The organism is Nonomuraea sp. NPDC050556 (genome assembly GCF_044457355.1).
Lineage (GTDB): Bacteria > Actinomycetota > Actinomycetes > Streptosporangiales > Streptosporangiaceae > Nonomuraea.
On record NZ_JBITGU010000005.1, the window covers coordinates 49040 to 73802 of the forward strand.

The following is a 24763-nucleotide window of genomic DNA, read 5'->3' on the forward strand; positions in this document are numbered from 1 at the left end:
GGTGTATCGTACGGATCCAAACGAATTGCGAGGGATCATGCGAGGCTTCTTCTACCCCCGTAGCGCGACAGGGCGATCGTCGTTGATCCCCGCGCCGCCGTGGCACTACTCCGGCGATCTGCTCACCCTGGAATACCGGACATCTCCCGAAAGGGTGGCGGAGCTGCTGCCGGAGCCGTTGGGTCTCGCCGACGACGATCCGGGTGCGGTCGCGCTGATCTGGGCCGACTGGCAGTCCTGCGGCTCCTCTGGCGAGGAACTGCTCGACCCGGTGCGCTCCCAGTACAAGGAGTGCTTCGTCGTCGTGCGGTGCTCCTTCGAGGGGCGTACCTTCTCCCGCTGCGTCTACATCTGGGTGGACAAGGACTTCGCGGTCCTGCGCGGGATGCACCAGGGCTACCCGAAGAAGCTCGGCTCGATCCACCAGACCAGACCCCACCCGTACGGCCCGGCCCCCCGCATCGAGGCGGGCGCCCGGTTCGGCGCCACCCTGGCAGCGGGCGACCGGCGGCTGGCCGAGGCCGTGGTGACGCTGACCGGCGAGGCGGAGAGCAACGGCTTCGTCAACGGGCACCCGATGGCCCACCACCGCTGGCTGCCGTCGATCGTGCCTGGCGAGCCCGACGCCCACGCCGAGCTGATCGAGTCCGGCGCTGCCGCCTTCGAGGGCGGCACCCCATGGGCGGGCATCTTCGAGCTGGAGCTGTTCGACTCCCCCACCGAGGAGCTGGCCAGGCTGCCCGTCGTGGAGCCCATCGGCGCCTACTACCGCCAGGTGGGCGTCACCTGGAACGGCGGAAAGGTGCTGCGATGACCCGCTGGGTGATGATCCTGAGCGAGAACTGGACGCTGACCTCGCCCAGGGACCTGAAGGCCCTCGTCAGAACGGCCCAGGAGGCCGAGGACGCCGGGTTCGACGCGGTCATGGTCAGCGAGCACATCGTCCTCGGCCGGGGCGCCGACGCCGATGGCGTGATGGCCAACCCGCGCGAGTACGCCCTGCCGGGCAACCAGGATCCGGCGACGCCGTGGCCCAGCTCGCTCATGCTGCTGTCGGCGATCGCGGCGGTGACGTCGCGGATCCGCCTGGTGGCCGCCGGGGTGATCGCGCCGCTGCGCCACCCGCTGGCGATCGCGCAGGAGCTGGCCACGCTGGACCTGCTCTCCGAGGGACGGCTCGTGGTGCAGCCGATCGTGTCGTGGCACCGGGCCGAGTACGAGGCGCTCGGCGTGCCGTACGAGCAGCGGGGGAGGCTCCTGGACGAGCACCTGGAGGCGTGGCGCGCGGTGTGGACGGCGACTCCCGCGTCCTTCCACGGCGAGCACTACTCCTTCACCGACGTCTACCAGGAGCCCAAGCCCGTCGGCCCGCGCATGTGGTTCGGTGGCAGCTCGGTGCACGAGGCGATGTTGCGGCGACTCGTCACCTACGGGCACGGCTTCCACCCGCTCGGCCGTCCCACGCCCGAAGAGCTCGTACGGCTGCGCGCCGCCCTGAACGGCCGGGAGGTGGAGATGGTCGGCGGCATCAGGGGCACCTTCCCCGACGCCCGCTCGCCCGCTCCGCTGCTGCCCGCGCTGGAGTCGGTGCCCGAGCAGGTCGCGGCGGGCTTCACCACGATGTGCATGAAGCCCTCGATGTTCACCGACTCCCTCGCCGAGGTCGGCGCCCTCTGCAGGGAGATCGTCAGGCTCTGCCCCTGAACTCCCAGTCGCCGCCGAGCGCCGTCGAGACGACCTCGGCGGACTCGGTGGGCTGGGCGCCGAACCCAGGAATGGCGACATTTCCGGAAACGATGTGGTTGCGCAGCGTGCCCAACCCCTCCACCGACACCTCCACCACGTCCCCCGGCTGCACGGGCCGCGAGTTGGCCGGGGTGCCTGACAGCAGGACGTCGCCCGGGTACAGGGTGATCGTGCGGGCGATGTCGGCGACGAGGTAGTGCATGTCCCACTCCATCTCCGCCGTGTTGCCATCTTGCACGACCACGCCGTTGACCAGGGTCCTGATCGACTTGCCGCGGAAGTCCCACCCGGTGACCAGGCCGGGCCCGAGCGGGCAGAGCGTGTCCGACCCCTTCACCCTGAGCATCGAGCCCGCGTCGGTGTCGCGGAAGTCGTGCAGCCCGAAGTCGTTGCCGATCGTGTACCCGGCGATGTAGTCGCCCGCCTCGTCCGGCGTGATGCCCTGGCAGATGCGGCCGATGACGATCGCGACCTCTCCCTCGTAGTTGAGGTATTTGCAGCCGAGCGGGCGCACCACCGCGCCGCCGTGCGCGTTGAGCGAGGAGGTCGGCTTGTGGAAGTAGGTGGGCGCCGGCGGCAGCTTGGTCATGAACTCCTCGACCCTGCTGCGGTGGTTGAGGTGCACAGCGATGATCTTGGACGGTTCCACCGGCGGCAGGTGCAGCGCGCCCTCGTCCATCCCGTCGGCCCACTCCACCTGCACGGCCGCGCCGTCCACCAGGATCCTGCGGTACTCGGTCAAGACGTCCATCCTCCGTCCGGGCGGTCGAACCACAGGTGAACCTGTCCGGTGCCGACCGAGTTCTCGTAAGCGCTGTAGAGCCGTCCAGGCGCGGTGCAGGCGCCCTCGCCGAGCGCGCCGATCATCATCAGGTAGTGCCCGAACCGCGCCTCGGGCTTGTGCCGCAGGAAGTCGGGCATCGTCTCCAGGACCCTGGCGTGGTCGCCCTCCTGGAACCAGTCGATCCTGGCCAGGTCCGCCTCGCGCGCCTCGGCCGTGCGCACGTGCGACGGATTGCTCGACTCGTGGTCGCGGATCTCGCGCAGCGGCCAGAACGTGTGCGACAGCGCCCCTGACGCGATGAGCAGGACGCGCCGGTCGCTCTGCCTGATCGCGTCGCCGAGCGCCCTGCCCAGGCGGAGCGAGTCCTCCGTGTCTGCCGTCTGGCAGACGCCGATGGAGATCCACGGCTTGCCCGCCGTACCGAGGTAGGGGTTGTCGGGAACGCCGAGATACGTCCACAGGTTCACGGTCGCGTAGTAGATGGGCAGGTAGGGGTCGTCGATCGCGGTGATCCAGGTGCCGTGCTTCTCCCCCAGCCCGGCGATCGTGTGTGCCAGCGCCGGGTCCCCCGGAATGTCGTACGGCATGCGGCACATGCCGCGCGGCAGCTCCTCCGAGGTGTAGAGGCCGGCCCTGCGCTGCTGCGCGGTCACGACGAACTCCACCGTGGTCGCCCAGTGCGAGTCGAGCACGACGACGGTGTCGTAGTCGTCGCGGTCGAACACCTCCTGGCGCAGCCTCTTCAGGCCGGGAACCAGGGTGATCTCGTTGCCCTCGTTCAGCTCGCGCCGCGTCCGCTCGGGCAGCACGATCGTGGGGACGTGGGCCAGCAGGCCCGCGCCGACTATCTCACCCATGGCGCGCTCACCGTGTTCTTGACGTCGCAGTAGAAGTCGAAGCTCCAGTTTCCGCCCTCGCGCCCGATCCCGGAGTCGCGCGAGCCGCCGAAGGGCGCGCGCAGGTCGCGGACGAAGAAGCAGTTGACCCAGACGGTCCCGGCGACGAGCTGCGGCGTCAGCCTCCGCGCCCGCTCCTCCGAGGTCGTGACGACGAGCGCGTCGAGCCCGTAGGAGGTGTCGTTGGCCATCGCGACCGCCTGCTCCTCAGAGGAGAAGGTCTGCAGGGTGAGCACCGGGCCGAACACCTCCTCGCGCAGCAGCTCCTTGCTGGGTTCGGTGAAGAGCGTGGGCCGGTAGTAGAGCCCGCCCAGCTCCGCATTGGGCCCGCCGCCCGCCACTGCTCGCGCTCCTTCGGCGACGGCCCGCTGGACGAAGCCGTCGATCTTGTCGAACTGCTTCCTGTGGATCTGCGGGCCGATGTCCGTGGCCAGGTCGCGCGGGTCGCCCTGGCGCAGCGCCTTTATCCGCTCGACCAGCCGCTCGGTGAACTCCCCCGCGACCTCCTCGGCGACCAGCAGGCGGGTGCAGGCCAGGCAGACCTGCCCCGCGTTGTCGTACTGCTCCACGGCCAGGTCGACGGCCAGGTCGAGGTCGGCGTCCCGCATCACCAGGAGCGGCGACTTGCCGCCGAGTTCCAGCGAGACCGGCGTCAGGTGCCTGGCCGCTGCAGCGCCGATCAGCCGGGCCGTAGGCACCGATCCGGTAAAGCTGATTCGTGAAATATCGGGATTGTCGACGAGAGCCGCGCCCGCCTCGGCACCGAACCCCTGGACGACGTTGAACACGCCGTCGGGAAGACCCGCCTCAGCGGTGATGTCCGCGAGGATCGACGCCGTGAGCGGGCTCCACTCGGCCGGCTTCAGCACGACCGTGTTTCCCGCCGCCAGCGCCGGGGCGATCTTCCACGTGGCCAGCATCAGCGGCGCGTTCCACGGCGTGATCAGCGCGCAGACACCCGCCGGGTCCCAGCTCACGTGGTTGGTGTGGCCGCGCGTCTCGAAGTCGTCGTGTCCGAGCCCGAGCAGCCAGTCGGCGAAGAACCTGAAGTTGTGCGCCACCCTGGGCATCACGCCGCGCAGGTGGGAGCGGAGCAGCGCGCCGTTGTCGCGGGTCTCGACGTTGGCCAGCTCGTCGGCGCGCTTGTCCACGCCGTCGGCGATCGCGTGCAGCAGCCGCGCGCGCTCCTCCTTCGACGTGCGCGCCCAGGCGGGGAAGGCTTTCCTGGCCGCAGCGACAGCCTGCGCAGCCTCGCGCGCGCCGCCCCTGGAGATCTCGGCGATCGGCTGCTCGTCGATGGGTGACAGGTCGGTGAACCGCTGGGGAGAGGCGACCCGCTCCCCGCCGATCCAGTGGTCAGCGGATACGGACATGGGCGACTCCAAGGAGTATCGTTTGGGTCCAAACAATAACAGGAGGGTGCGAGCGATGCCACAGCCGTACGACGTGATCTCCCCGAGGGACGGCCAGGTGATCACGACGATCGCCCACGCGGGGGTCGCGGAGGTCGACGCGGCGGTGGCCGCCGCCAGGGCGGCCTTCGACACCGGCCCGTGGCCGCGCATGCTCCCCCGCGAGCGTGGTGAGGTGCTGGTACGGCTGGCCGCGCTGATCGAGCGCGACGCCGACGAGCTGGCCCGGCTGGTCACCATGGAGATGGGTAAGCCGATCACCGACGCCCGCACGATCGAGGTCCGCGCGACGGCCCGGTGTTTCCGCTGGTACGGCGGGCTGACCTCGTCCGGCGAGGTGCCGGATGTGGGCGTGGACGCGCTCGCCCTGGTCACCCGCGAGCCCTCCGGGGTCGTCGCGGCCGTCACGCCGTGGAACTTCCCGCTGACGATGGCCGCGTGGAAGCTCGCCCCAGCACTGGCTTCGGGGTGCACGGTCGTCCACAAACCGGCGGAGAACTCCCCGCTGTCCGCGTTACGGCTGGCCGCGCTGGCCGCCGAGGCGGGGCTGCCCGACGGGGTGCTCACCGTGCTCAACGGCGCTGGTCCGGTGGCCGGGCGGGCGCTCGGCGAGCACCCGGGGGTGGACGTGGTCGCGTTCACCGGGTCGACGGCGGTCGGCAGGCAGTTCCTGCGTTACTCGGCTGACTCCAACCTCAAGCGGGTCTGGCTGGAGCTCGGCGGCAAGTCCCCTTTCATCGTGATGCCGGATGCCTCGCTGGACGCGGCCGCGGACGCCGCGGGCTGGGGCATCTTCTTCAACGCCGGGCAGATGTGCACGGCCTCCTCGCGCCTGCTGGTCCACCGTTCCGTGGCCGACGAGGTCGTCGACCGGGTCATCGCCCGCGCAGCAGACTTCGCGCCGGACGACCCCCTGCTGGAGACGACGAAGATGGGCCCGCTGGTCTCGCAGCGGCAGCTCTCCAACGTCGTCGACCGGGTCGCCTCCTCCGGGGCGCGGGTACGGCTGGGCGGGTCGCGGGTGGACAGGGAGGGGTTCTACTTCGAGCCGACCGTGCTCGACCAGGTCACCCCCGACATGCCGATCGCCCGCGAGGAGGTGTTCGGCCCTGTGTTGTCCGTGCTCACCTTCTCGTCCGAAGACGAGGCGCTCGCGATCGCCAACGACTCGGTCTACGGCCTGGCCGCCTCGGTCTGGACGAACGACCTGAGCACCGCTCACCGGGCGGCCCGCGCGCTGCGCGCGGGCACCGTCTGGGTGAACTGCTACGAGGAGGGCGACATGAGCGTGCCCTTCGGCGGCATGAAGCAGTCCGGGCACGGCCGCGACAAGTCGGCGCACGCGCTGGAGAAGTTCACCGAGCTGAAGACCACCTGGATCCAGCTGTGAGCAGGCCGCTGGTCGCGATCCCGGGCCGCTTCTCCGCCTCGGCCTCCGCCCTGCGCTACGGCGCGCTGGTCACCGCGCGCGCCCTGTCCGAGTCCGTGCTGCGCGCGGGCGGCGAACCCCTGACCGTCCACCCGTACGGCTCGCCGGAGCGGCTGCGCTTCGCCGACGCGATCCTGCTGCCAGGCGGCGGCGACCTGGCGCCCTCGTGTTACGGCGCCTCGGTCACCTCCGCCGAGGTGTACGACGTAGATCCGGAGCAGGACGCGTTCGACCTGGCGGTGGCGGAGTGGGCGCTCGCCCACGACGTGCCGCTGCTGGCGATCTGCCGTGGCATGCACGTGGTGAACGTGGCGCTCGGCGGCACGCTGGTGCAGCACATGGAGCCCACGCACCGGCACCTGGTGCACCCGGTCAAGGCGTCGGGCCGCGTGGCGGGCCTGCTGGGACAGACCCCCGATGTCTCGTGCTTCCACCACCAGTGCGTCGACCGCCTCGGCGACGGCCTGGTGCCGACCGCCCACGCCCAGGACGGCACCGTCGAGGCCGTCGAGCTGCCCGGCGCCCGGTTCCTGGGCGTCCAGTGGCACCCGGAGGACATGTCAGCACATCAGGCGTTGTTCGAGGCGCTCGTGGGGTGCTTGGATCAGGACCCATGACGGTCCACGCGACGATCGAGGCGGTCTGGCGGATCGAGTCGGCCCGTGTGATCGCCGGGCTCGCCCGGATGGTGCACGACGTCGGGCTGGCCGAGGAGCTGGCCCAGGACGCCCTCGTCGCCGCGCTGGAGCAGTGGCCGCGCGACGGCGTGCCGGACAACCCGGGCGCCTGGCTCATGCTCACCGCCAAGCACCACGCGATCGACCAGCTCCGCCGCAAGGCCCGCTACCAGGAGAAACTCGCCGAGGTGGGGCGCAGCCAGCAACAGCGGGAGGAGCCCGAGGAGCCGGACCCGCCCATCGAGGACGACCTGCTGCGCCTGCTCTTCACCGCCTGCCACCCCGTCCTGCCCACGGAGGGACGGCTGGCGCTCACGCTCCGGCTGCTCGGCGGGCTCACCACCGAGGAGATCGCCCGCGCGTTCCTGGTGCCGGAGCCGACCGTCGGCCAGCGCATCTTCCGCGCCAAGCGCACCCTGACCGACAGGAAGATCCGCGTCGAGCTGCCCCCGGAGGAGGAGCTCCCCCAACGGCTGGCCTCGGTCCTGGAGGTCATCTACCTGATCTTCAACGAGGGCTACTCGGCCACGGGCGGCGAGGACTGGATGCGCCCGTCCCTCTGCCAGGAGGCGATGCGTCTGGGCCGGATCCTCGCCGGGCTCATGCCGGGCGAGAGCGAGGTGCACGGGCTGGTCGCGCTGATGGAGATCCAGGCCTCGCGCACGGCGGCGCGCACCGGGCCGTCCGGCGAGCCGATCCTGCTGCTCGACCAGGACCGGTCGCGCTGGGACTGGCTGCTGGTCAGGCGCGGCCTGGCCGCGCTCGACCGGGCGCAGTCGCTGGGCACCCTCGGCCCATACGGCCTGCAGGCCGCGATCGCCGCCTGCCACGCCAGGGCGCGCACGGCGCAGGACACCGACTGGAGCCGCATGGCCGCGCTCTACGTGCTGCTCGGCCACCTCTCGCCGTCGCCGATCGTGGAGCTGAACCGGGCCGTGGCCGTGGGCATGGCAGGAGAGCCTGCCAAGGCGCTGGAGATCGTCGACGGGCTGGCCGGCGAGCGGGCGTTGAAGGGGTATCCGCAACTGCCCGCCGTACGCGGGGATCTGCTGGAGAAGCTGGGTCGGCGCGGGGAGGCCCGCGCCGAGTTCGAGAGGGCTGCGGCGCTCACCCGCAACGCGGGTGAGCGCACGCTCTTCGAGGCGAGGGCGGCTGCCCTCTAACTCCGGTCTGTACCGCGCCCCTGTGGCGGACAGGCCCTGGTGATCCATGCTTCGTTGCCCGCCCCCGGGCCAACCTTCGTCTGTTTCACGCCGCCACCATCGGCGAGCGTGGTTGTGCGGCGGTTAAGCCCCAGCTCAGTCGGCGACCAGCCGCCTGGTTCTGGTCTGGTTGTTGTGTTCGCGTTGCCTGCGCACCACGTAGGTGCCGGGCGTGAGGCCGGTCGCGCCGTGCTCCGGGTGGAGCAGGTAGGCGGGCGCCGTCGTGGTGAGCGCGCCGAGCGCCAGGTCCATGGTGTCCCTGACGCTGACCGTCCACAGGCAGGTGCCCGGGTCGGCGACGAGCGTGTGCGGGTTGCCTCCAGCGGCGCCGCGCAGTAGCTCGACGCCCTCGGGCGGCACGGGGCGCCAGTCCTCGCGCCAGATCCTGATCGCGTGGGCGATCGTCTCCAGCGGGATGACGATCAGGTCGCCCTGGGCCTGGAGCCCGTCGATGACCGGGATGGTCACCGTACGCTCCAGGTGGTCGAGCACGGCCAGGCCCGTGCGGTCCGTAAGGTCTGCGAGGTTCATGTGCGTCTCATCACCTGTGCGTATTGGCGGCCGGACAGCCCGTAGGTCCATCCGGCGGCGTCGAGGGGGTCGTCGAGGTGGCCGGGAACATCCAGCCCGTATCTGCGCCGCTGACCGTCCCGTTCGACGGAGCCGTTGACGGCGAGCAGCAACCGGCCCTTGGGCGTCTCGTAGAGCTGCAGCTCCGACCCGTCGTTGCCGGGGTCGGGGGCGACGGAGACGAGCCGCAGGCGGGCCTGGTCGAGGTAGGCCTCCCAGCCGATGCGCTCGATGGCGCACCTGCGCACCTCCACGTTGGGCTCGTGGCTGATCCGTTCGGCCGAGGGGTCGTGGATCACCCAGCCGGGCACCCGGGTGCCGTGCCAGGAGTGCACGCCCCAGCCGTCGGCGTACTCCACGGCGGGCCCGTCATCCGCGTGCAGACCCTTGTCGCCGGCGTGGACGGCGGCCGGGCGCTCGGCGACGACGCAGACGCCGTCCCCCGGCCACCACCAGCCGCACGACCTGGCCAGCGTCACCCAGAGGTCGAGCTGCCAGTAGCTGCGCACGCCGCCCAGCCGGCGCCAGGCGTCGTAGTGGCCGATCCAGTACGCGTCGTGCTGCCCGCGCCAGATCTGGTCGGTCCGCCGATCGAGCTCCTGGCACAGCGGCGAGAGCAGATCGTCCCGTACGGCTTCGCGCAGCGGGTCGCGCACCTCTGCCCTGAGCACCTCCCACAGCGGGCGGTCCACGCCGCGGTTGACCCAGAACCCCTCGGCCCACGGACGGCCGATCCGCCTGTCGAGGCGGGCGCGCAGGTCGTACATGAGGGTGGCGAGCGGGGCGGCCACGGGCGTCTTGGCTGACGGGAGCGCGGCAGGGGAGTCGACCCAGGCGAAGCGCGGCTTCTCCTGGCCGATCAGGCGGTAGAGCTCGGTGATCACGGCCTCTGCGGCCGGGCGGTCGGCTGGGAGCGTCGAGTACGCCCATCCCAGCCATTCGGCACGAAGGTCAGCGGCTTCCCGCCGCTTGACCGCTGTCATGCGTGGGGGGCGTCATGCCCCTTTCTTCCGATCATGTTCCGAGGGTGGCAGCGCCCTCGCCGATCCGTCAACCCTTGGCCGCCTCGAGGTGGGCGACGATGTGGCGCAGCGTCGAGGCGAGCTCGTCGACCCGCTCCTTGTCCAGATCGCCCAGGACGTGCTTCTCCTCGGCGTTGAAGGCGGGGAAGAGCGTACGCATCAGCTCATCCCCCTCCGGCGTCAGCCTGAGCAGCACCCTGCGCCCGTCGGTGGCGTGCGACAGCCGCGTGAGCAGGCCCCTCGACTCCAAGGTGCGGATGATGCCGGTGAGCGTGCCCTTGGAGATGCCCGCCTCGGCCGCGACGTGCCGCGTCTCCATCTCGCCCCAGATCCACACCACCCAGAGCACCACGAACCCGGTCCAGGTCAGGTCCTGCGCGCGGAGCACCGACTGCTCCAGGTGGTTGCGTATGGCGTTGACGGCCCGGTGCAGGTTGGACACGGCGGCCATCGCCGAGAAGTCGAGGCTGAGGTCACCCACCCTGGCCTGTACGGCGCGTTCCGTCTCGCTCAGCGTGTGGTGCCCGGTCATGAACTCACTCTAGTCGTTCGGGACCGTACGAACTGCGGGCTGACGCCGTGCACCCGCTTGTACGCCGTGCTCAGCGCGAAGGAGCTGCCGTAACCGACCTTGCGCGCCACGGCCTCCAGCGTCACCCCGGGCTCGCGCAGCATGTCCGCGGCCAGGTCGAGCCGCCAGGAGGTCAGGAACGTCATCGGCGGCTCGCCGACCAGTTCGGTGAACTTCCTGGCCAGCGCGGCGCGCGAGACGCCCGTCTTGGCGGCCAGCGAGGCGACCGTCCACGGCTGCGCCGGGCTGTTCTGGATCATCCGCAGCGCCCGCCCGACGACCGGGTCGCTCATCGCCTTGTACCAGGTGGGCGGCTCGGCCTCCGGGCGCGCGAACCACGTCCGCAGCACCGCGATGAGCAGCAGGTCGAGCAGGCGGTCGAGCACGGCCTCCTGGCCGGGATCGTCCTTGACGATCTCCTCGGCGAGCAGCGACAGGATCGTGCAGTTCCACGTCTCCTCGCGGATCACCAGCATGGGTGGCAGCACCTTGAGCAGGCGCTGGCTGATCTCGCCGTCCATCTCGTAGGTGCCGGTGAACATCATGGCCGCGCCGTCGAGGCTGTCCCCCCAGGTCCGTACGCCGAGGTCCATGGAGAGCGCCAGGTGTTCTCCCGAGGGCGTCATGCAGACCTGGCCGGGGTGGATGACCGCCTGCGGCTTGGTGTCCAGGGCGTCGCCGATCGTGTACGGGTCGGGGCCGCGCATGATCGCCACGTCGCCGGGGCGCAGGAGCTGCGCCTCGCCGTCGTCCGGCTTGAGCCACGCCTCGCTCCGCACCATCGCGATCAGGGTGAGCGGCGAGCGGTCCTCCAGCCTGATGGACCAGGGCGGGTCCATGATCGAGCGGAGGAGGAACGCCCCCTTCGCCCGAGGACCGTCAAGCAAGCCAGCCAGTGCATCCATGTAGACGATTAAACATGGAAATGAGGTTCCTAGCGATGTTGCGTCTCTTCTGGAGGCACTTAGCTGAGGGACATGGAAAACAACACTCTGATTCTCGGTGGCAAGGGCAAGACCGGTCGACGCGTGGCGGACCGGTTGCAGGGGATGCCGGTGCGCATCGCCTCCCGCTCGGCGCAGATCCCCTTCGACTGGGAGAACCCGGACACCTGGGAGGCCGCTGTGGAGGGCATCCAGCAGGTCTACATCACCTACCAGCCCGACCTCGCCGTCCCCGGCGCCGCTGACTCGATCCGCGCCTTCGTGGACGTCGCGGTCAGGAGCGGCGTGCGGCGGCTGGTGCTGCTGTCGGGGCGCAGGGAGGAGCAGGCGCAGCTCAGCGAGCAGATCGTGAAGGACTCCGGGCTGGAGTGGACGATCGTGACGTCGAGCTTCTTCGCCCAGAACTTCAGCGAGGGGGTCATGCTTCCCGCGGTGCTCGGCGGGGCGATCGCGCTGCCGGCCGGGATGGTGGCGGAGCCGTTCATCGACATCGACGACATCGCGGACATCGTGGCGGAGGCGCTGTCCACGGACAAGCACGTGGGCAAGCACTACGAGGTGACCGGGCCGCGCCTGCTGACCTTCGCCGACGCCGCCGCGGAGATCGCCGAGGTGTCGGGACGCGAGGTCGCCTACTACCCGATGACGCCCGACGAGTACCGGGCGGAGATGGCGAAGTACGGCGTGCCTGAGGAGGAGACGGAGATGCTCATCGCGCTGTTCGGTGAGATCCTCGACGGGCGCAACGCCCTGGTGGCCGACGGGGTGCAGCAGGCCCTCGGCCGCCCGGCCAGGGACTTCTCCGACTACGCCCGCGACGCGGCCGCAGCGTGGAAGTAGCGGCCAGTCTCGAAGAAGCCGCCCGACGCGCCCGTTGTTACGGCGAGCACCCCGTGAGCCCTCACGACCTCCCGCGACAGCCGGTCACCCACGGCGGCGGGAGGCATCCCCTGGCGCCAGCCGTACCCCCTAGAAATGTCCCGCCAGCCGCGACTCGACGTCGCGGTAACGCGAGACGGGGATGAGATGGACGCCGTCGAATGCGCCGGAGTCGCGGATGGCGAGCACGTGCTCGCACGCCGCCTCGACTCCGGCCATCCGGTCGGTGGCCAGCCGGTCGACCAGCTCGGCCGGGATGTCGATGTCCGGGATCATGCCCGCCAGCCGCCGCGCATGGGTCTCGCTGGCCAGGACCATGACGCCCGCGTAGACCGGCACGTCGACCGGGTTGGCCTCGCGCCAGCGCAGCAGCGCCTCCAGCGAGAAGCTCGCCTGCACGAACAGGAAGTCGGCCGCGCGCTTGAAGGCGGGCAGCGGCTTGAGCCCCGCAGACGCGCCCAGCCGGAAGTCCGGCGAGAAGTTACGCGCCTCCTCGATCATCGAGCGCACGTTCAGGTCGCTGGTGCGGTTGCCGCTCGTCGGCTTGTCGCCATAGACGAAGAGGAACTGGTCCACCCCGTACGCCGCGGCGGTCAGCAGGTCGCGCTGGAAGCCGAGCAGGTTGCGGTCGCGCGAGTTGAGGCACGCGATGCTCCGCCCGCCCATCGACTCCACCTCGTGCGCCACCGCGACGCTCGACACCGTCGCCCGGCCGATGTGGTTGTCGGGGATCAGGAACGAGTGCGCGACCTTGCTCAGCGTGCCGATCTGGTGCCTGACGTGCTTCAGATCGGGCTTGGTCGGGGGTTCGATCTCGCAGACCAGCTCGAAGCTCATGGACGCGAACTTAGCGCCTGGATCCCGGCCAGCAGCAAATCCACCCCGAACGAGTCGTAAAAATCGGGATCCATCCCGTTGGCCATCGGCCCGGCCATTTCCACAAGGTGTGGATACTTCTCCACCGGCAGCGACTGCAGGGCGAGCTTCTTGGTCCTGGACCTCTCCGGCGTCTTGGGGTGCACGGGAGCGTCGGCGATGGCGATCACGCTCTGCAGGATGTACTTGGAGATCAGGCAGCTCTCCTCGATGCTGAACCCCGCCGAGCGCGCCAGGCCGAGCGTCAGGTCCCAGACCGCCAGGAAGTTCGGCACCTCGACCTGGTCCACCTGCTCCAGCACGTTCTTGGCGCACGGGTTGCGGCGCAGCGTCCTGATCAGCCCCTGGACGAGGTCGCGCAGCTGGTCCAGCCACGGCCGCTCGTCGGCCGGCTTGGGCACGAAGTCGGCGATCAGGTGGTCGGCCATGCCGGCCAGCAGCTGTTCCTTGTTCTTGAAGTGCCAGTACAGGGCCATCGGGGTCACGCCGAGGTCGGTGGCCAGGCGCCGGATCGTCACCGCGTCGAGCCCCTCGGTGTCACCGATCTCCAGCGCCCGCTCGACGATCGCGGCCGCGGTCAGTTTTCCCATCACGGTTGACAACTATACGCCGTACAAGTTCAACTATACGACGTACAAGTACGGCGTATAGGAGACAGCGATGCGATGGTGGGCCCTGAGCGCGGTGACGCTCGGAACTTTCATGACTTATCTCGACAACAACGTGGGGAACGTGGCTCTCCCGACGATCCAGCGGGAACTGAACCTGACGCTGTCCGGCCTGGAGTGGATCTCGGCCAGCTACATCCTGGTGTTCGCCGGGCTGATGCTGGTCGGCGGCCGGCTGGCCGACGTGTTCGGCGCCCGGCGGGTGTTCGTCTCCGGTCTGGCCGTCTTCACCCTGGCCTCGCTGGCGGCCGGCCTGGCCACGGACGGGACGGCGCTGATCGCCGCCCGCGCCGTGCAGGGCATCGGCGCCGCCTTCCTCACCCCGACGGCGCTCTCGCTGATCTCGCAGATCTTCCCCGACCCGGCCGAGCGCGGCAGGGCGGTCGGCATCTGGAGCGCCGCGGGCGCGCTCTCCATGGCCCTCGGCCCCGTCACCGGCGGCTTCATCACCGAGAACCTGCAGTGGGGCTGGATCTACCTGATCAACGTGCCGATCGGCGTGGCCACGATCGGGCTGGCGCTGTGGGCGGTCCGCCCGGCCTTCACCCGCGTACGGCACCGCCTCGACCTCCCCGGCCTGGTCAGCTCCACCGTCGCGCTGTTCGCCCTGACCTTCGCGCTCATCGAGGGCGAGAGCCGCGGCTGGACCTCGCCGGAGATCCTCGCCGCCCTCGGCCTGTTCGCCGCGGCCGCGCTGACCTTCGTCCTGGTCGAGGCGCGCTCCGCCGAGCCCATGATCGACCTGTCGTTCTTCCGCGTGCGGATCTTCTCCGGCGGCCTGGCCAGCATGGGCGTGTGGTCGTTCGGCGTCTTCGGCATCTACTTCTTCAGCGCCCTGTGGCTGCAGAACGTGCTCGGCTTCTCCCCCACGCAGGCGGGCGCCTCGTTCGTCCCCATGGCCCTGCTGATGGCGGTCACCGCGCTGCAGTCGCAGCGGATCAGCGCCCTGTTCGGCACCGCCAGGACCGTGGCGCTCGGCCTGGCGATGATGGGCGTGGCGATCTTCATGCTCTCGGGCGTCGGCGCCGACGGCGGCTACGGCGACGTGCTGCCCTGGTTCCTGCTCTACGGCCTGGGCGCCGGGCTGCTGGTCTCGCTGACCGCCGTCACCCTGGGCGCGATGCCAGCGGGCCGCTCAGGGGTCGCCTCCGGCGTGCTGAACGTCTCGCGCGAGGTGTTCGGCCTGCTCGGCATCACCGTGCTCGGCGCGATCCTGAACGGCAGGCAGAGCGGCAGCACCCAGCCGCCGCTCCTCGCCTTCCTCGACGCCTACCAGTTCACGCTGATCATCGCCGCCGCGATCGTGATGCTCGGCGTGCCCGTCGCGCTGCTCACCCTGCGCACCCCCAGGAAGCAGCCTCAGGCCGCCAGCCCCGAGTTGGTCGGGTCGGCGAACTGAGTGGTGTAGAGCTCCTCGTAGCGGCCACCTGCGGCGAGGAGCTCGGCGTGCGTGCCCCGCTCGACCACGCGGCCGTCCTCGATGACCAGGATGAGGTCGGCCGCCCTGATCGTGGACAGCCGGTGGGCGATCACCACGGCCGTGCGGCCGTCGAGCGCCTCGCCCAGCGCCTCCTGCACCGCCACCTCGGAGACCGAGTCGAGCGCGGCCGTGGCCTCGTCGAGGATCACCACGCGCGGCCTGGCAAGCAGCAGCCTGGCGATCGTCAGCCGCTGGCGCTCGCCGCCCGAGAGCCGGTAGCCGCGCTCGCCCACCACGGTGTCGAGCCCGTCGGGCAGCGACTCGATGAGCGCGGCCAGCCTCGCCCTGCGCAGCACCTCCCAGAGCTCCTCCTCACTCGCCTCCGGCCTGGCCAGCAGCAGGTTGCCCCTGATGGAGTCGTGGAAGAGGTGACCGTCCTGGGTGACCATGCCGAGCGTCTCGCGGATCGTGTCGGCCGACAGGTCGCGCACGTCCACCCCGCCCAGCCGTACGGTGCCCTGGTCGGTGTCGTAGAGGCGCGGCAGCAGTTGCGCGATCGTCGACTTGCCCGCGCCTGAGGAGCCGACGAGCGCCACCATCTGGCCGGGCTCTGCCTTGAACGAGACCTCGTGCAGCACGTCGACCCCGCCCCGGCTGTCGAGCACCGCGACCTCCTCCAGCGAGGCCAGCGACACCTTGTCGGCCGACGGGTAGCCGAAGGTCACGTTGTCGAACTCGACGGACACCGCCCCTTCCGGCATGGCCTTCGGCGAGGAAGGGTCGGCGATCAGCGGCTTGAGATCCAGGATCTCGAAGACCCGCTCGAAGCTCACCAGCGCGCTCATCACGTCCATGCGGGCGCTGGCCAGCGCGGTCAGCGGCGCGTACAACCGGGTCAGCAGCAGCGCCAGCGCCACGACGGAGCCTGGCTCCAGCGAGCCCGCGAGCGCGTAGAAGCCGCCCAGCCCGTAGACGAGCGCGAGGGCCAGGGCCGAGACCGTCGTCAGCGCGGTGATGAACATCGACTGCGTCATCGCGGTGCGCACCCCGATGTCGCGCACCCTGCGCGCCCTGGCCGCGAACTCGGCCGACTCCCGCGACGGGCGGCCGAACAGCTTCACCAGCGTCGCGCCCGGAGCGGAGAAACGCTCGGTCATCTGGGTGCCCATGGCGGCGTTGTGGTCGGCCGCCTCCCGCCTGAGCTCGGCGATCCGCGCGCCCATCCGCCTGGCGGGCAGGACGAAGACCGGCAGCAGGACGAGCGCGAGCAGGGTGATCTGCCACGAGATGCCGATCATCACGGTCAGCGTCAGCGCCAGCGTGACCACGTTGCCCGCGACGCTGGAGAGCACGTCGGTGAAGGCCCGCTGGGCGCCGATCACGTCGTTGTTCAGCCTGCTGACCAGGGCGCCCGTCCTGGTCCTTGTGAAGAAGGCGATCGGCATGCGTTGCACGTGGTCGAAGACCGCGGTGCGCAGGTCGAGGATCAGTCCCTCCCCGATGCTCGCCGACAGCCACCTGGTCAGCAGGCCGAGCCCGGCCTCGGCCAGCGCCAGGACGGCGATCAGCGCGGCCAGGCCGACCACCGTCCCCGTCGTCGAGCCCTTCACGATGGCGTCGACGACCCGCCCGGCGAGCACGGGCGAGGCCACGGCCAGGGCCGCCATGACCACGCTGAGCAGCAAGAACTGGATCAGCCGCGCTCTGTGCGTCTGCGCGAACGCGGCGATCCTCCGCAAGGTGGCCATCGAGAACGGCCGTCGCTCCGGCCGCCCGTTCATCGAGTACAGCTGGTGCATAGCCGTCATCTGCATGTCCATGGCTATGGACAATAGGAGCTCAACCTAAGTTGAGGTCAAGCTTTTTCAGGCGCCGACCTTGCGCCCGCGCGAGTGCCACACGACCGCGACGGACGGCCGGGGCTGTGAGGTGCCGCCGTCGGGCCAGCGGCTGGCCGGGTTGTCCGGGGTCGCGCCGTCGATCTCGCCCGGGTGCTGCACGGCCACGAACACGCTGCGCTGGTCGGCCGAGACCAGCGGGCCGCAGGTCTCGGCGCCCTTGGGCACCGTGAGGAACTGGCGCAGGTAACCGCGCTCGCGCCCCCGCAGGGGCATGACGAACATGCCGTCGTTGCTGCCGAGCTGGTTGCCGTCGGTCGAGATCCACAGGTTGCCGTCTGCGTCGAAGGTGACGTTGTCCGGGCAGGAGATCGGCGAGACCTTCGTCTTGTCGAACCCGGCGAAGTACGTCGCCGGGTCGTTGGGGTCGCCGCAGACCAGCGGGAGCGACCACGCGAACGTGCTCGCGCCCGCGTCGTTGCGCCGTTCGACGATCTCCAGGATGTGGCCGTGCTTGTTGGACGGGCGCGGGTTGGCCTCGTCGACCTGCGCCGCCGTACGGTTGGAGTTGTTGGTGAGCGCCACGTAGACCGCGCCGTTGACCGGGTTGCGCTCCATGTCCTCCGGCCGGTCCATCTTCGTCGCCATGACCTTGTCGGCCGCCAGGCGGGTGAAGACCAGCACCTGCTCGGCGGTCATGCCGGGCACGTGCGACTGCGAGCCGCTGACCAGCGGGATCCACTCGCCTGAGCCGTCGAAGGCGCCGTCTGAGGGCAGCTTGCCCGTGCCGTCGATCTCGGCGGCCGGGCTGTCGCCGGTCAGCTTGGCCACGTACAGGGTGCCCTCGTCGAGCAGCGTCCTGTTGTGGCGGTCGTAGCCGGGGATGTACCGCTTGCTGGAGACGAACTTGTAGATGTACTCGAAGCGCGAGTCGTCACCCATGTACGCCACCACGCGGCCGTCGCGGGCGATCGTCGTCGTGGCCGCTTCGTGCGCGAACCGCCCGAGCGCCGTGCGCTTGACCGGCGTGGAGTCCGGGTCGAACGGGTCGATCTCCACGATCCACCCGAACCTGTTGACCTCGTTCGGGTGCTTGGCCAGGTCGAAGCGCTCCTCGACGCGGTCGAACCGGCGGCCGGCCGTACCGCTGGGGATGCTGTAGCGGACGTTCTCCGGCGTCTTGGCGCCGCTGATGAAGTACTGGTTGAAGTTCTCCTCGGCGGTCAGCACCGTGCCCCACGGGGTCGTGCCGCCCGAGCAGTTGTTGAGCATGCCGACCGGGTTGAGGCCCTCGGCGTCCGCCGCCGTCTTGAGCAGGTCGCTCCCGGCGGCAGGGCCGCTGAAGCGCATCGGGGTCTGGGCGGTGATGCGGCGGTTGTAGCGCCTGCGGCCGTTGGTGACGAGCTGCCACTGGCCGGTGCCGCGCACCCGCTCGATCTCTACGACGGAACCGCCGTGGGCGGCGAGCGCGATCCTGATCTGCTCCTCGGTCGCGGCGGCGCCGGTGGTGTAGCCGCGGAACATCAGCGTCTCGTCGGTGTACTCGTGGTTCACCCACATGAGCGCCCGGTTGTGGCCCATCGGGAAGACCGTCACGTAGTCACAGTTGTAGCCGAACTGCTTGGCCTGCGCCGCCGCGCTCTGGTTCTCGAAGTCGAAGGCGGGGGCGTCCGGCAGCACCGGGTCGCCCCAGCGCACCACGACGCCCGAGGAGTAGCCCTCGGGGATCGTCAGCGCGTCGTTGGTGTTCGGCGCGACGGGCGTGAAACGAAGGTCGCTCCCCCAGAAGCCCTGAGCCTCCACCGCCGACGGCTCGTCAGCCAGGGCCGGTACGGCTCCCGCCACCCCGGCGCCCACGACGACGGCGCCGATGGCCCCCGCCCTGAGCATGCCGCGCCTGGACAGGGCCTTGGTGGCGATGTCGCCGAAATAGGTGTTGTCACTGGTGTTGGCCACTTCGTGGGCACATGCGTTACCACAGCGGAACTGGCAGGTCAGTGCGCTTCTGCCGCTCTTGTGCGGGGTGGAAATAAGGGGCAACATCCGGCTCTGCACAGGTCCTCCAGCTTTGGGCGCAGTCGTACGGCGGGCACGTTACGGCGGCCGTTGAAACCAGAGGTGAACAACTGTTGACAGGCGACTCCTCACCAGCCCAACGTATTGCGGTGCTCCAAGATCCCAAGCTCGTGCGGCTGTACACCGAGGCAGTGAACGAGGTGCTCGCCGGCGAGGAGATCCGCACGGCCATCGCGGACACGGCGGTGTCCCTGGCAGGCATCCGCGTCGCGCTCGCCAACGACGCGAACAGGATCCTCGAGCAGGCGGGCACCGAGTACACCGTCTACCGGAACGCCATGGCCGACGCCGGTGAAGCCCCGGTGACCTTCCCCGAGCTCACCCGCCCGCTCCTGCTGATCGCGGGCGGATTCGGGCTGGCCGGGCTGGTCATGCTCCCCATCGGACTGGTCGCGCCGTGGGTGAGCTGGGCGGGCGCCACGCTGCTGATCGCCGCTGCCCTGGTCGCGCTGCTCGCGTACGTCAAGGACACCAGGTTCGTGCGGCATCTCGTCGGCGCGGGCGTCGCCACGATCAGTGCCGACATCGCCCGCGCCCAGCTCGTCGAGGCCGTCGCGGAGACCGAGCTCCTGTCCGAGGTCAGGGCGCGGATCAACGCCGCCCGCACCGACCGGTTCGGCCACGAGGTGTCCGTCGACACCAGCCCTGGGCTGAGCGAGGTCCACGAGCGCTCCTACCACGTGTCCACCGCCGTGGCCCACCAGGTGGACGGCCTGCTCGACCGCCTGGCCGGGGCCAGCATCGGCATCGCGGGACCGCGCGGATCCGGCAAGTCCACGCTCGTCCGCCGCTACTGCGAGAACCTGCCCGGCGAGCGCGGCGACCTGCGGTGCATGGTGTCCGCGCCGGTCGACTACGTGGCCAAGGAGTTCGTGCTCCACCTGTTCGCCGTCTTCTGCCGCAGCACGATCAGCTACTTCACCAGGAACGGCAAGGTCAACAAACGCGCCGTCGCCGACGCCAGGCGCCACCTGCGCCGCACCCGCTACCTGCAGACCGTCTCCCAGGGCTGGACGGGCTCCGTGCAACTGCCCGTCGGGATCGGCGGCCAGCTGAACAGCGGCAGGTCCAAGGCCGAGTACCCGCTGACCTACCCCGAGATCGTCGAGCAGTTCCGCTCCTTCGCCAGGCGCGTCGCCCGCGTCGTGCACGAGCGCGGCGACCGCGTCTGCATCGGCGTGGACGAGCTCGACAGGATCGGTACGGCGGAGCAGGCGGAACGGTTCCTCAACGAGATCAAGGGCATCTTCGGCGTCCCCTACGTCTACTTCATCGTCTCGGTCTCCGACGACGCGCTCACCTCGTTCGAACGGCGCGGCCTCCCGCTGCGCGACACCTTCGACAGCGCCTTCGACGAGATCGTCAGGGTCGGGCCGCTCCCCTACGCGGAGTCGCGCCGCCTGCTCTACCGCCGCGTCATCGGACTCACCGAGCCCTACATCGCGCTCTGCCACTGCCTGTCCGGCGGCCTGCCGCGCGACCTCATCAGGGCGGCCCGCCAGGTCATCGAGGCGGCCAAGCGGCCGCTGCCCGAGGGCGAGAACGTCCTGGCGAGTACGGCTGCCGCCGTCGTCCGCGACGAGATCCGCCGCAAGGCGGGCGCCTCGCCGAACCTGAGCCGGCTCGCCCACGCTCTGGACCGGGGCGACTACGCCGACCAGCCGGTGCTGTCGATCCTCTACGACCTGCCGGAGGACGCGGAGGACTTCGCCGCCTACGTCTACTTCTGCGGCACCCTCGAGGACGTCTTCACCTGGCGCAGGCCCTCCACGGCCGAGCTGATCGCCGCCACCTCGGGGTCGCGGGACCCCGGCACCTTCGACGCGCTGGCCTCGGCCCGCGTCGCGCTCGGCCACGACACCAGGCTCGCCTGGGACGCGATCGGCGCGTTCCGGGAGAGGTGGGGGGATCTGCACACGCCAGAATGGGGAGCATGGCGACCCGCAAGATCGACGAGGAAAAGGTCAGGACCGCGCTGGACGCGCAGCTGATCGCGCTGGACGAGCCGGGGTTCGACGGGCCTGTCTCGGCGCTTCCCGACGCGTGCGTCTCCGCGGTGCTGGCCGCCTATGACCGGGGGCTCAAGCCGGAGCGGGAGGCTGCTCGCTTCGCCGTACGGTATCTGCTGGACAAGCTGGCGACGGCCGCGCCGGGGCGGACGGTCGAGGTGCGGGTGCCGCCGTATGCGGCGGTTCAGGCGATCGCGGGGCCTCGGCACACGCGGGGGACGCCGCCGAACGTGGTCGAGATGGACGGGCGGACGTGGCTGGAGCTGGCCACGGGGCGGGTGAGCTGGGCTGAGGCCATGGCGAAGGGCGCCGTTCTGGCGAGCGGCGCCCGTGCCGACATTTCCGATTTTTTGCCTGTTTAGTTGCCGGACCAGCGGTCCTCGACGCAGCGCCTGGCGAACTGCTCGGGCAGGTTGAAGCAGTCGCCGAACTTGCTGACGAACCACATCGTGCCCGCCACGGCCAGGATCAGGGTGAGGATGCTGAGGCCGATGCCCACCCAGGCCATGCTCTTGTTGGCGCCCTTGGCCACGGCGACGATGCCGAGGACGAGGCCGACGATGGCGGTCAGGGTGCCCACGCCGCAGAGGGCGAGCAGGAAGATGCTGGCGATGCCGAGGATCATCGAGGCGGTGCCGAGGCCGCCGCCGGGCTTCCTGGGCTGCCAGTCGGCCTGGTAGGGGGGCGGGGTGGCGCCACCGGCAGGGGGCACGTAGACGGACCCGCTGGCCGGGGCTCCGTAGGCGGACCCGCTCTCGCCGTAGCCACCGGCGGGCATGTAGGGGTTCTGCCCGGTGGGGGCAGCGGCCTCATAGGGATTCTGCGACGCCCCACCGCTGTACGGCTGACCCCCCTGAGAGCCACCACTCTGCGGGGTGCTGCCGCCGTAGGGGCTCTGGCCGCCCTGGGCGGCGCTGTCACCGCTCTGAGCGGCGCCACCGCCGTAGGGGCTGCCTTGAGGGCTGGCCTGCGATGCGCCGCCCTGAGCACCCGCCGCGCCGCCTCCTGCTGCGCCGCCTCCTGCTGCGGCGCCGAAGGCTCCTGCGGCTGCTGCTGCGCCTGCGGCCCCAGCGGCGGCTCCGAACGCTCCTGAGGCGCCCTCAGGGGTGCCCTGGTCGCCGGTGGACGTCGCGTAGGGGCTTTCCGGCGCACCCGTCCCGCCGTACGGCGACGCGCCAGGCGTGGGCTGGCCGTACTCCTTCGGTGCGCCCTCGTACGGCGAGCTGTACTCCTTGGGCGCACCCTCGTAAGGCGAGCTGTACTCCTTCGGCCCGCCCTCATACGGAGAGCTGGTGCCGTCGGTGGGCGGGGCGAACGACGGGCGGTCCACCGCGGGGAACCCGTGCGGCGGCGTCGGCGGGTCGTAACGTGACGGGCTGGACGCCCCCGGAGTCTCGGGGGCGGCGGGCGCGCTGCTCTCCCACCCCGGGTACGCGGGCGTCCCTCCAGGCACGGGCAACGACTGCCCAGCCTCAGGGGTGGACGGCTGCTGCCAGTCCGTAGCCCCGAACACCGCCGTCCTCTCAGCATCCCCACCCTCAGCCTCGAACGCCCCCCTGGACGCCTCATCCGCCCCATAGGCGGGCGGCTCATAGGCCGATGGCTCACTGGCGGCAGGCGCTTCGTAAGCGGGCGGCTCGTAGGCCGCGGGCTCGCTTGGGGCGGGCGCTTCGTAAGCGGGCGGCTCATAGGCGGGCGGCTCGTAAGCCGGGGGCTCGCTTGGGGCGGGCGCTTCGTAAGCGGGCGGCTCATAGGCCGCGGGCTCGCTGGCGGCGGGCGTTTCGTAAGCCGGGGGCTCGTAGGCGGGCGGCTCGCTGCCGGCGGGCGCTTCGTAGGTCGGGGGCTGGTACGCCGGAGGCTCAGGCACCTCGGGCGATGAGGGAAGGTCGGGGTGCTGCGGTTCGCTGGGCTCCCACGGCGAAGGAGCGGGCGGCGTGGGCACGATCGGCGGCGCCGGCGCGATCGGCTCCTCGGAAGCCCAGGCAGCCCCAGCGGACTCCTCAGACGTGGTCGCCCAGGACGAGCCGGTGGACTCCTCAGAGGAGCTGGCCCAAGAAGCACCAGCGGACTCCTCGGACGTGCTCGCCCAGGACGACCCGGTGGACTCCTCGGAAGTGCTCGCCCAGGAAGCGCCAGCGGGTTCCGAGGACTCGGACCATGACAGCCCCGGCTCGTCGGAAGCGGTCAGCTCCTGAGCAGCGGTCTCCTGCTCCGGCCAGGGTGTCTCCTCAGGCTCGGAAGCGGGCTCGGACGATGGCTCGGAAGTGGGCTCGGTAGCGGACGGCCCGGAGGCAGCCGGTGCAGCGTCCTCTGCCGGGCGGTCCTGCCCCGGGTGAGGCTGGTTCGGATCTCCAGGTGTGGTCACGTCTACGTCTCCCGACGTGTCGTCATGCCGCGGACACCCCACCTTTGCTCGCCACGCCCCGTCGTACACCTTCGACACGGTAAGACCACGTCCATCCTTGGGTCACGGTGCGCCAAACGCCCAGGCAGCGGGCAAGATAGGGACATGCTGGACGAGACCCTGGTCTACAGATTGCTGAAGGTCGTGAAGACGTACCGCTTCAGGATCGCCGCCGGTCTGGCCCCTCTGGGCCTCCACCCTGGCCAGGAGTTCCTGCTCAACCAGCTCTGGCGCGAGGACGGCCTGACCCAGAGCGAGCTCATCGCCAGGCTCGGCGTCGAACCCCCCACGGTCACCAAAACCCTCCAACGCCTCGAACGGGCCGGAATCGTCACCCGCACCCAGGAGCAACGCACCCGCGTCCACCTCACCGAGCAGGGCAAAGCGCTCAGGGAGCCCGTCGAGGCGGTCTGGCGCGAGGCCGACGAGGACCTGCGCGCGGGCCTGAGCGACGAGGACAGGAAGGTCCTCGACCGCCTCCTCGAAGCCACCTGACGGTTTCACTCCAAGCGAAACCCCCTTGTGTACGGCGACGCCGCGGAGTTAGCTGGCTAATTAGCCGACTAACAAGGGATGACACCATGAAAGTACTCGTCACCGGCGGATCATCGGGCATCGGCGCCGCGACGGCCGTGGCGTACGGCAGGACCGGCGCCCACGTCACCCTGACCTACCGCGAGGGCGAGGAGCGCGCCGCCCAGGTCGTCAAGCGGGTGGAGCAGGCGGGCGGCACGGCGCGAGCCGTACATCTCGATCTCGAGGACCACGCGAGCATCGGGCTGGCCGTACAGACCGCTGGGCCGTTCGACGCGCTGGTCGCCAACGCGGTGCGGTGGGGCAATGTGATGCCGAACTCGATCCCGTTCGAGGAGGTCCCTGCGGCCGAGTGGTCGGCGGCGCTGCACGGGAACGTGGTCGGCAACGCGGTGCTGGTGCAGGCCGTACTCCCGGAAATGCGGAGGAGGAAGTTCGGCAGGATCGTGTTCGTCTCCTCGGGCGCCGCCGAGGAGGGGCTGCCGGGCCCCGGCCCGTACGGCACGGCCAAGAGCGCCCTGCACGGCATGGCCCGCGCGCTGGCCTGGGAGGCGGGCAAGGACGGCATCCTCGTCAACGTCGCCGTGGCCGGGCTCACGATCACGGAGCGCGAGCGGCCGGTCCCCCAGGAGGCCCTCGACGCCATCGCGGCCCACACGCCCACGGGAAGGTTGTCGACCGCTGAGGATGTGGCGGAACTCATCCTCTTCCTCGGATCGGCCGCGAACCGCAACCTCACCGGCGAGTTCATCAGGGACGGCTCGAACGCGGGAAGGTCCTCCCACATGCTCTGATCTGGACCCGGG

The 24763-nt window shown here is 70.5% G+C and carries 24 protein-coding genes; 12 read left to right on the forward strand and 12 right to left on the reverse strand.

Annotation, left to right across the window (positions count from 1 at the left end):
* The first annotated feature begins 37 nt into the window (after positions 1 to 37).
* Positions 38 to 814 (forward strand): acetoacetate decarboxylase family protein, encoded by a 777-nt coding sequence (locus tag ACIBG8_RS42485; protein ID WP_397348929.1) that lies wholly within the window; start codon positions 38 to 40, stop codon positions 812 to 814.
* Positions 811 to 1704 (forward strand): TIGR03619 family F420-dependent LLM class oxidoreductase, encoded by an 894-nt coding sequence (locus ACIBG8_RS42490; RefSeq protein WP_397348930.1) that lies wholly within the window; start codon positions 811 to 813, stop codon positions 1702 to 1704. The genes ACIBG8_RS42485 and ACIBG8_RS42490 overlap by 4 nt, the downstream gene beginning before the upstream one ends.
* On the opposite strand, the gene ACIBG8_RS42495 is transcribed toward ACIBG8_RS42490, so the two are convergent.
* The 3 genes from ACIBG8_RS42495 to ACIBG8_RS42505 are packed head-to-tail and all read right to left on the reverse strand — an operon-like array spanning position 1688 to position 4799.
* Positions 1688 to 2497 (reverse strand): fumarylacetoacetate hydrolase family protein, encoded by an 810-nt coding sequence (locus ACIBG8_RS42495; RefSeq protein WP_397348931.1) that lies wholly within the window; start codon positions 2495 to 2497, stop codon positions 1688 to 1690. The two genes, ACIBG8_RS42490 and ACIBG8_RS42495, sit on opposite strands and share 17 nt — an antisense overlap.
* Positions 2485 to 3387, reverse strand: a complete 903-nt coding sequence (locus ACIBG8_RS42500) for a 3,4-dihydroxyphenylacetate 2,3-dioxygenase (protein ID WP_397348932.1) — start codon at positions 3385 to 3387, stop codon at positions 2485 to 2487. Before ACIBG8_RS42500 ends, ACIBG8_RS42495 begins: the two co-directional genes overlap by 13 nt.
* Positions 3375 to 4799: an aldehyde dehydrogenase gene (locus tag ACIBG8_RS42505; protein WP_397348933.1), complete on the reverse strand. Its 1425-nt coding sequence runs from the start codon at positions 4797 to 4799 to the stop codon at positions 3375 to 3377. Before ACIBG8_RS42505 ends, ACIBG8_RS42500 begins: the two co-directional genes overlap by 13 nt.
* Positions 4800 to 4854: 55 nt before the next feature.
* Here ACIBG8_RS42505 and ACIBG8_RS42510 point away from each other — a divergent pair, with 55 nt between their 5' ends.
* From ACIBG8_RS42510 to ACIBG8_RS42520, 3 genes are read left to right on the forward strand one after another with little or no spacing between them, the layout of a single operon-like run.
* Complete coding sequence (locus ACIBG8_RS42510) at positions 4855 to 6228, forward strand: aldehyde dehydrogenase family protein (protein ID WP_397348934.1); 1374 nt, start codon at positions 4855 to 4857, stop codon at positions 6226 to 6228.
* Positions 6225 to 6884, forward strand: a complete 660-nt coding sequence (locus ACIBG8_RS42515; protein ID WP_397348935.1) for a gamma-glutamyl-gamma-aminobutyrate hydrolase family protein — start codon at positions 6225 to 6227, stop codon at positions 6882 to 6884. The genes ACIBG8_RS42510 and ACIBG8_RS42515 overlap by 4 nt, the downstream gene beginning before the upstream one ends.
* Positions 6881 to 8107 (forward strand): RNA polymerase sigma factor, encoded by a 1227-nt coding sequence (locus tag ACIBG8_RS42520; protein WP_397348936.1) that lies wholly within the window; start codon positions 6881 to 6883, stop codon positions 8105 to 8107. Before ACIBG8_RS42515 ends, ACIBG8_RS42520 begins: the two co-directional genes overlap by 4 nt.
* Positions 8108 to 8242: 135 nt before the next feature.
* Here the strand turns inward: ACIBG8_RS42520 and ACIBG8_RS42525 are convergent, their stop codons facing one another.
* From ACIBG8_RS42525 to ACIBG8_RS42540, 4 genes are all read right to left on the reverse strand, one after another.
* Positions 8243 to 8677, reverse strand: coding sequence for a hypothetical protein (locus tag ACIBG8_RS42525; protein WP_397348937.1), 435 nt, complete (start codon positions 8675 to 8677; stop codon positions 8243 to 8245).
* Entirely contained in the window at positions 8674 to 9699 is a 1026-nt protein-coding gene (locus ACIBG8_RS42530; RefSeq protein WP_397348938.1) for a DUF6745 domain-containing protein, read from the reverse strand. Before ACIBG8_RS42530 ends, ACIBG8_RS42525 begins: the two co-directional genes overlap by 4 nt.
* A 67-nt stretch (positions 9700 to 9766) precedes the next feature.
* Positions 9767 to 10270 (reverse strand): MarR family winged helix-turn-helix transcriptional regulator, encoded by a 504-nt coding sequence (locus tag ACIBG8_RS42535; RefSeq protein ID WP_397348939.1) that lies wholly within the window; start codon positions 10268 to 10270, stop codon positions 9767 to 9769.
* On the reverse strand, positions 10267 to 11214 hold the full coding sequence (locus ACIBG8_RS42540) for an AraC family transcriptional regulator (RefSeq protein ID WP_397348940.1): 948 nt from the start codon (positions 11212 to 11214) through the stop codon (positions 10267 to 10269). The genes ACIBG8_RS42535 and ACIBG8_RS42540 overlap by 4 nt, the downstream gene beginning before the upstream one ends.
* A gap of 72 nt (positions 11215 to 11286) precedes the next feature.
* Here ACIBG8_RS42540 and ACIBG8_RS42545 point away from each other — a divergent pair, with 72 nt between their 5' ends.
* A complete protein-coding gene (locus ACIBG8_RS42545) occupies positions 11287 to 12093 on the forward strand; it encodes an NAD(P)H-binding protein (protein WP_397348941.1) in 807 nt (268 codons plus the stop codon).
* Between the two features lie 129 nt (positions 12094 to 12222).
* On the opposite strand, the gene ACIBG8_RS42550 is transcribed toward ACIBG8_RS42545, so the two are convergent.
* Both ACIBG8_RS42550 and ACIBG8_RS42555 read right to left on the reverse strand, forming a co-directional pair.
* Entirely contained in the window at positions 12223 to 12969 is a 747-nt protein-coding gene (locus ACIBG8_RS42550; RefSeq protein WP_397348942.1) for a methylenetetrahydrofolate reductase, read from the reverse strand.
* Positions 12966 to 13598: a TetR/AcrR family transcriptional regulator gene (locus ACIBG8_RS42555; protein WP_397349734.1), complete on the reverse strand. Its 633-nt coding sequence runs from the start codon at positions 13596 to 13598 to the stop codon at positions 12966 to 12968. Before ACIBG8_RS42555 ends, ACIBG8_RS42550 begins: the two co-directional genes overlap by 4 nt.
* Before the next feature lie 70 nt (positions 13599 to 13668).
* On the opposite strand from ACIBG8_RS42555, the gene ACIBG8_RS42560 reads away from it, so the two are divergent.
* Entirely contained in the window at positions 13669 to 15075 is a 1407-nt protein-coding gene (locus ACIBG8_RS42560) for an MFS transporter (protein ID WP_397348943.1), read from the forward strand.
* On the opposite strand, the gene ACIBG8_RS42565 is transcribed toward ACIBG8_RS42560, so the two are convergent.
* Both ACIBG8_RS42565 and ACIBG8_RS42570 read right to left on the reverse strand, forming a co-directional pair.
* Entirely contained in the window at positions 15036 to 16916 is a 1881-nt protein-coding gene (locus ACIBG8_RS42565; protein WP_397348944.1) for an ABC transporter ATP-binding protein, read from the reverse strand. The two genes, ACIBG8_RS42560 and ACIBG8_RS42565, sit on opposite strands and share 40 nt — an antisense overlap.
* A gap of 45 nt (positions 16917 to 16961) precedes the next feature.
* The gene (locus ACIBG8_RS42570; protein ID WP_397348945.1) at positions 16962 to 18977 is read right to left on the reverse strand and encodes a PhoX family protein; all 2016 of its coding nucleotides are present in this window, start codon (positions 18975 to 18977) and stop codon (positions 16962 to 16964) included.
* Between the two features lie 122 nt (positions 18978 to 19099).
* On the opposite strand from ACIBG8_RS42570, the gene ACIBG8_RS42575 reads away from it, so the two are divergent.
* Together ACIBG8_RS42575 and ACIBG8_RS42580 are read left to right on the forward strand one after the other, a co-directional pair.
* Positions 19100 to 21001, forward strand: a complete 1902-nt coding sequence (locus tag ACIBG8_RS42575; protein ID WP_397348946.1) for a hypothetical protein — start codon at positions 19100 to 19102, stop codon at positions 20999 to 21001.
* On the forward strand, positions 20944 to 21381 hold the full coding sequence (locus ACIBG8_RS42580; RefSeq protein ID WP_397348947.1) for a sterol carrier family protein: 438 nt from the start codon (positions 20944 to 20946) through the stop codon (positions 21379 to 21381). The genes ACIBG8_RS42575 and ACIBG8_RS42580 overlap by 58 nt, the downstream gene beginning before the upstream one ends.
* Here ACIBG8_RS42580 and ACIBG8_RS42585 read toward each other — a convergent pair.
* On the reverse strand, positions 21378 to 22532 hold the full coding sequence (locus ACIBG8_RS42585) for a hypothetical protein (RefSeq protein WP_397348948.1): 1155 nt from the start codon (positions 22530 to 22532) through the stop codon (positions 21378 to 21380). The two genes, ACIBG8_RS42580 and ACIBG8_RS42585, sit on opposite strands and share 4 nt — an antisense overlap.
* Positions 22533 to 22953: 421 nt before the next feature.
* Here ACIBG8_RS42585 and ACIBG8_RS42590 point away from each other — a divergent pair, with 421 nt between their 5' ends.
* The 3 genes from ACIBG8_RS42590 to ACIBG8_RS42600 all read left to right on the forward strand — a co-directional run bounded on the left by ACIBG8_RS42590 (position 22954) and on the right by ACIBG8_RS42600 (position 24751).
* The gene (locus ACIBG8_RS42590) at positions 22954 to 23214 is read left to right on the forward strand and encodes a hypothetical protein (RefSeq protein WP_397348949.1); all 261 of its coding nucleotides are present in this window, start codon (positions 22954 to 22956) and stop codon (positions 23212 to 23214) included.
* A 314-nt stretch (positions 23215 to 23528) separates the two neighbouring features.
* Complete coding sequence (locus tag ACIBG8_RS42595) at positions 23529 to 23918, forward strand: MarR family winged helix-turn-helix transcriptional regulator (protein ID WP_397348950.1); 390 nt, start codon at positions 23529 to 23531, stop codon at positions 23916 to 23918.
* Between the two features lie 86 nt (positions 23919 to 24004).
* Entirely contained in the window at positions 24005 to 24751 is a 747-nt protein-coding gene (locus tag ACIBG8_RS42600) for an SDR family NAD(P)-dependent oxidoreductase (protein WP_397348951.1), read from the forward strand.
* Positions 24752 to 24763: the final 12 nt, after the last annotated feature.

Excerpts from the sequence above, each read along its gene's own strand:
- ACIBG8_RS42490 (WP_397348930.1), top strand. The coding sequence starts at position 811 with ATGACCCGCTGGGTGATGATCCTGAGCGAGAACTGGACGCTGACCTCG.
- ACIBG8_RS42600 (WP_397348951.1), top strand. The coding sequence starts at position 24,005 with ATGAAAGTACTCGTCACCGGCGGATCATCGGGCATCGGCGCCGCGACG.
- ACIBG8_RS42535 (WP_397348939.1), bottom strand. The coding sequence starts at position 10,270 with ATGACCGGGCACCACACGCTGAGCGAGACGGAACGCGCCGTACAGGCC.
- ACIBG8_RS42595 (WP_397348950.1), top strand. The coding sequence starts at position 23,529 with ATGCTGGACGAGACCCTGGTCTACAGATTGCTGAAGGTCGTGAAGACG.
- ACIBG8_RS42550 (WP_397348942.1), bottom strand. The coding sequence starts at position 12,969 with ATGAGCTTCGAGCTGGTCTGCGAGATCGAACCCCCGACCAAGCCCGAT.
- ACIBG8_RS42520 (WP_397348936.1), top strand. The coding sequence starts at position 6,881 with ATGACGGTCCACGCGACGATCGAGGCGGTCTGGCGGATCGAGTCGGCC.
- ACIBG8_RS42565 (WP_397348944.1), bottom strand. The coding sequence starts at position 16,916 with ATGGACATGCAGATGACGGCTATGCACCAGCTGTACTCGATGAACGGG.
- ACIBG8_RS42500 (WP_397348932.1), bottom strand. The coding sequence starts at position 3,387 with ATGGGTGAGATAGTCGGCGCGGGCCTGCTGGCCCACGTCCCCACGATC.
- ACIBG8_RS42510 (WP_397348934.1), top strand. The coding sequence starts at position 4,855 with ATGCCACAGCCGTACGACGTGATCTCCCCGAGGGACGGCCAGGTGATC.
- ACIBG8_RS42545 (WP_397348941.1), top strand. The coding sequence starts at position 11,287 with ATGGAAAACAACACTCTGATTCTCGGTGGCAAGGGCAAGACCGGTCGA.
- ACIBG8_RS42485 (WP_397348929.1), top strand. The coding sequence starts at position 38 with ATGCGAGGCTTCTTCTACCCCCGTAGCGCGACAGGGCGATCGTCGTTG.
- ACIBG8_RS42560 (WP_397348943.1), top strand. The coding sequence starts at position 13,669 with ATGCGATGGTGGGCCCTGAGCGCGGTGACGCTCGGAACTTTCATGACT.
- ACIBG8_RS42540 (WP_397348940.1), bottom strand. The coding sequence starts at position 11,214 with ATGGATGCACTGGCTGGCTTGCTTGACGGTCCTCGGGCGAAGGGGGCG.
- ACIBG8_RS42525 (WP_397348937.1), bottom strand. The coding sequence starts at position 8,677 with ATGAACCTCGCAGACCTTACGGACCGCACGGGCCTGGCCGTGCTCGAC.
- ACIBG8_RS42580 (WP_397348947.1), top strand. The coding sequence starts at position 20,944 with ATGGCGACCCGCAAGATCGACGAGGAAAAGGTCAGGACCGCGCTGGAC.
- ACIBG8_RS42555 (WP_397349734.1), bottom strand. The coding sequence starts at position 13,598 with ATGGGAAAACTGACCGCGGCCGCGATCGTCGAGCGGGCGCTGGAGATC.
- ACIBG8_RS42495 (WP_397348931.1), bottom strand. The coding sequence starts at position 2,497 with ATGGACGTCTTGACCGAGTACCGCAGGATCCTGGTGGACGGCGCGGCC.
- ACIBG8_RS42570 (WP_397348945.1), bottom strand. The coding sequence starts at position 18,977 with ATGTTGCCCCTTATTTCCACCCCGCACAAGAGCGGCAGAAGCGCACTG.
- ACIBG8_RS42530 (WP_397348938.1), bottom strand. The coding sequence starts at position 9,699 with ATGACAGCGGTCAAGCGGCGGGAAGCCGCTGACCTTCGTGCCGAATGG.
- ACIBG8_RS42505 (WP_397348933.1), bottom strand. The coding sequence starts at position 4,799 with ATGTCCGTATCCGCTGACCACTGGATCGGCGGGGAGCGGGTCGCCTCT.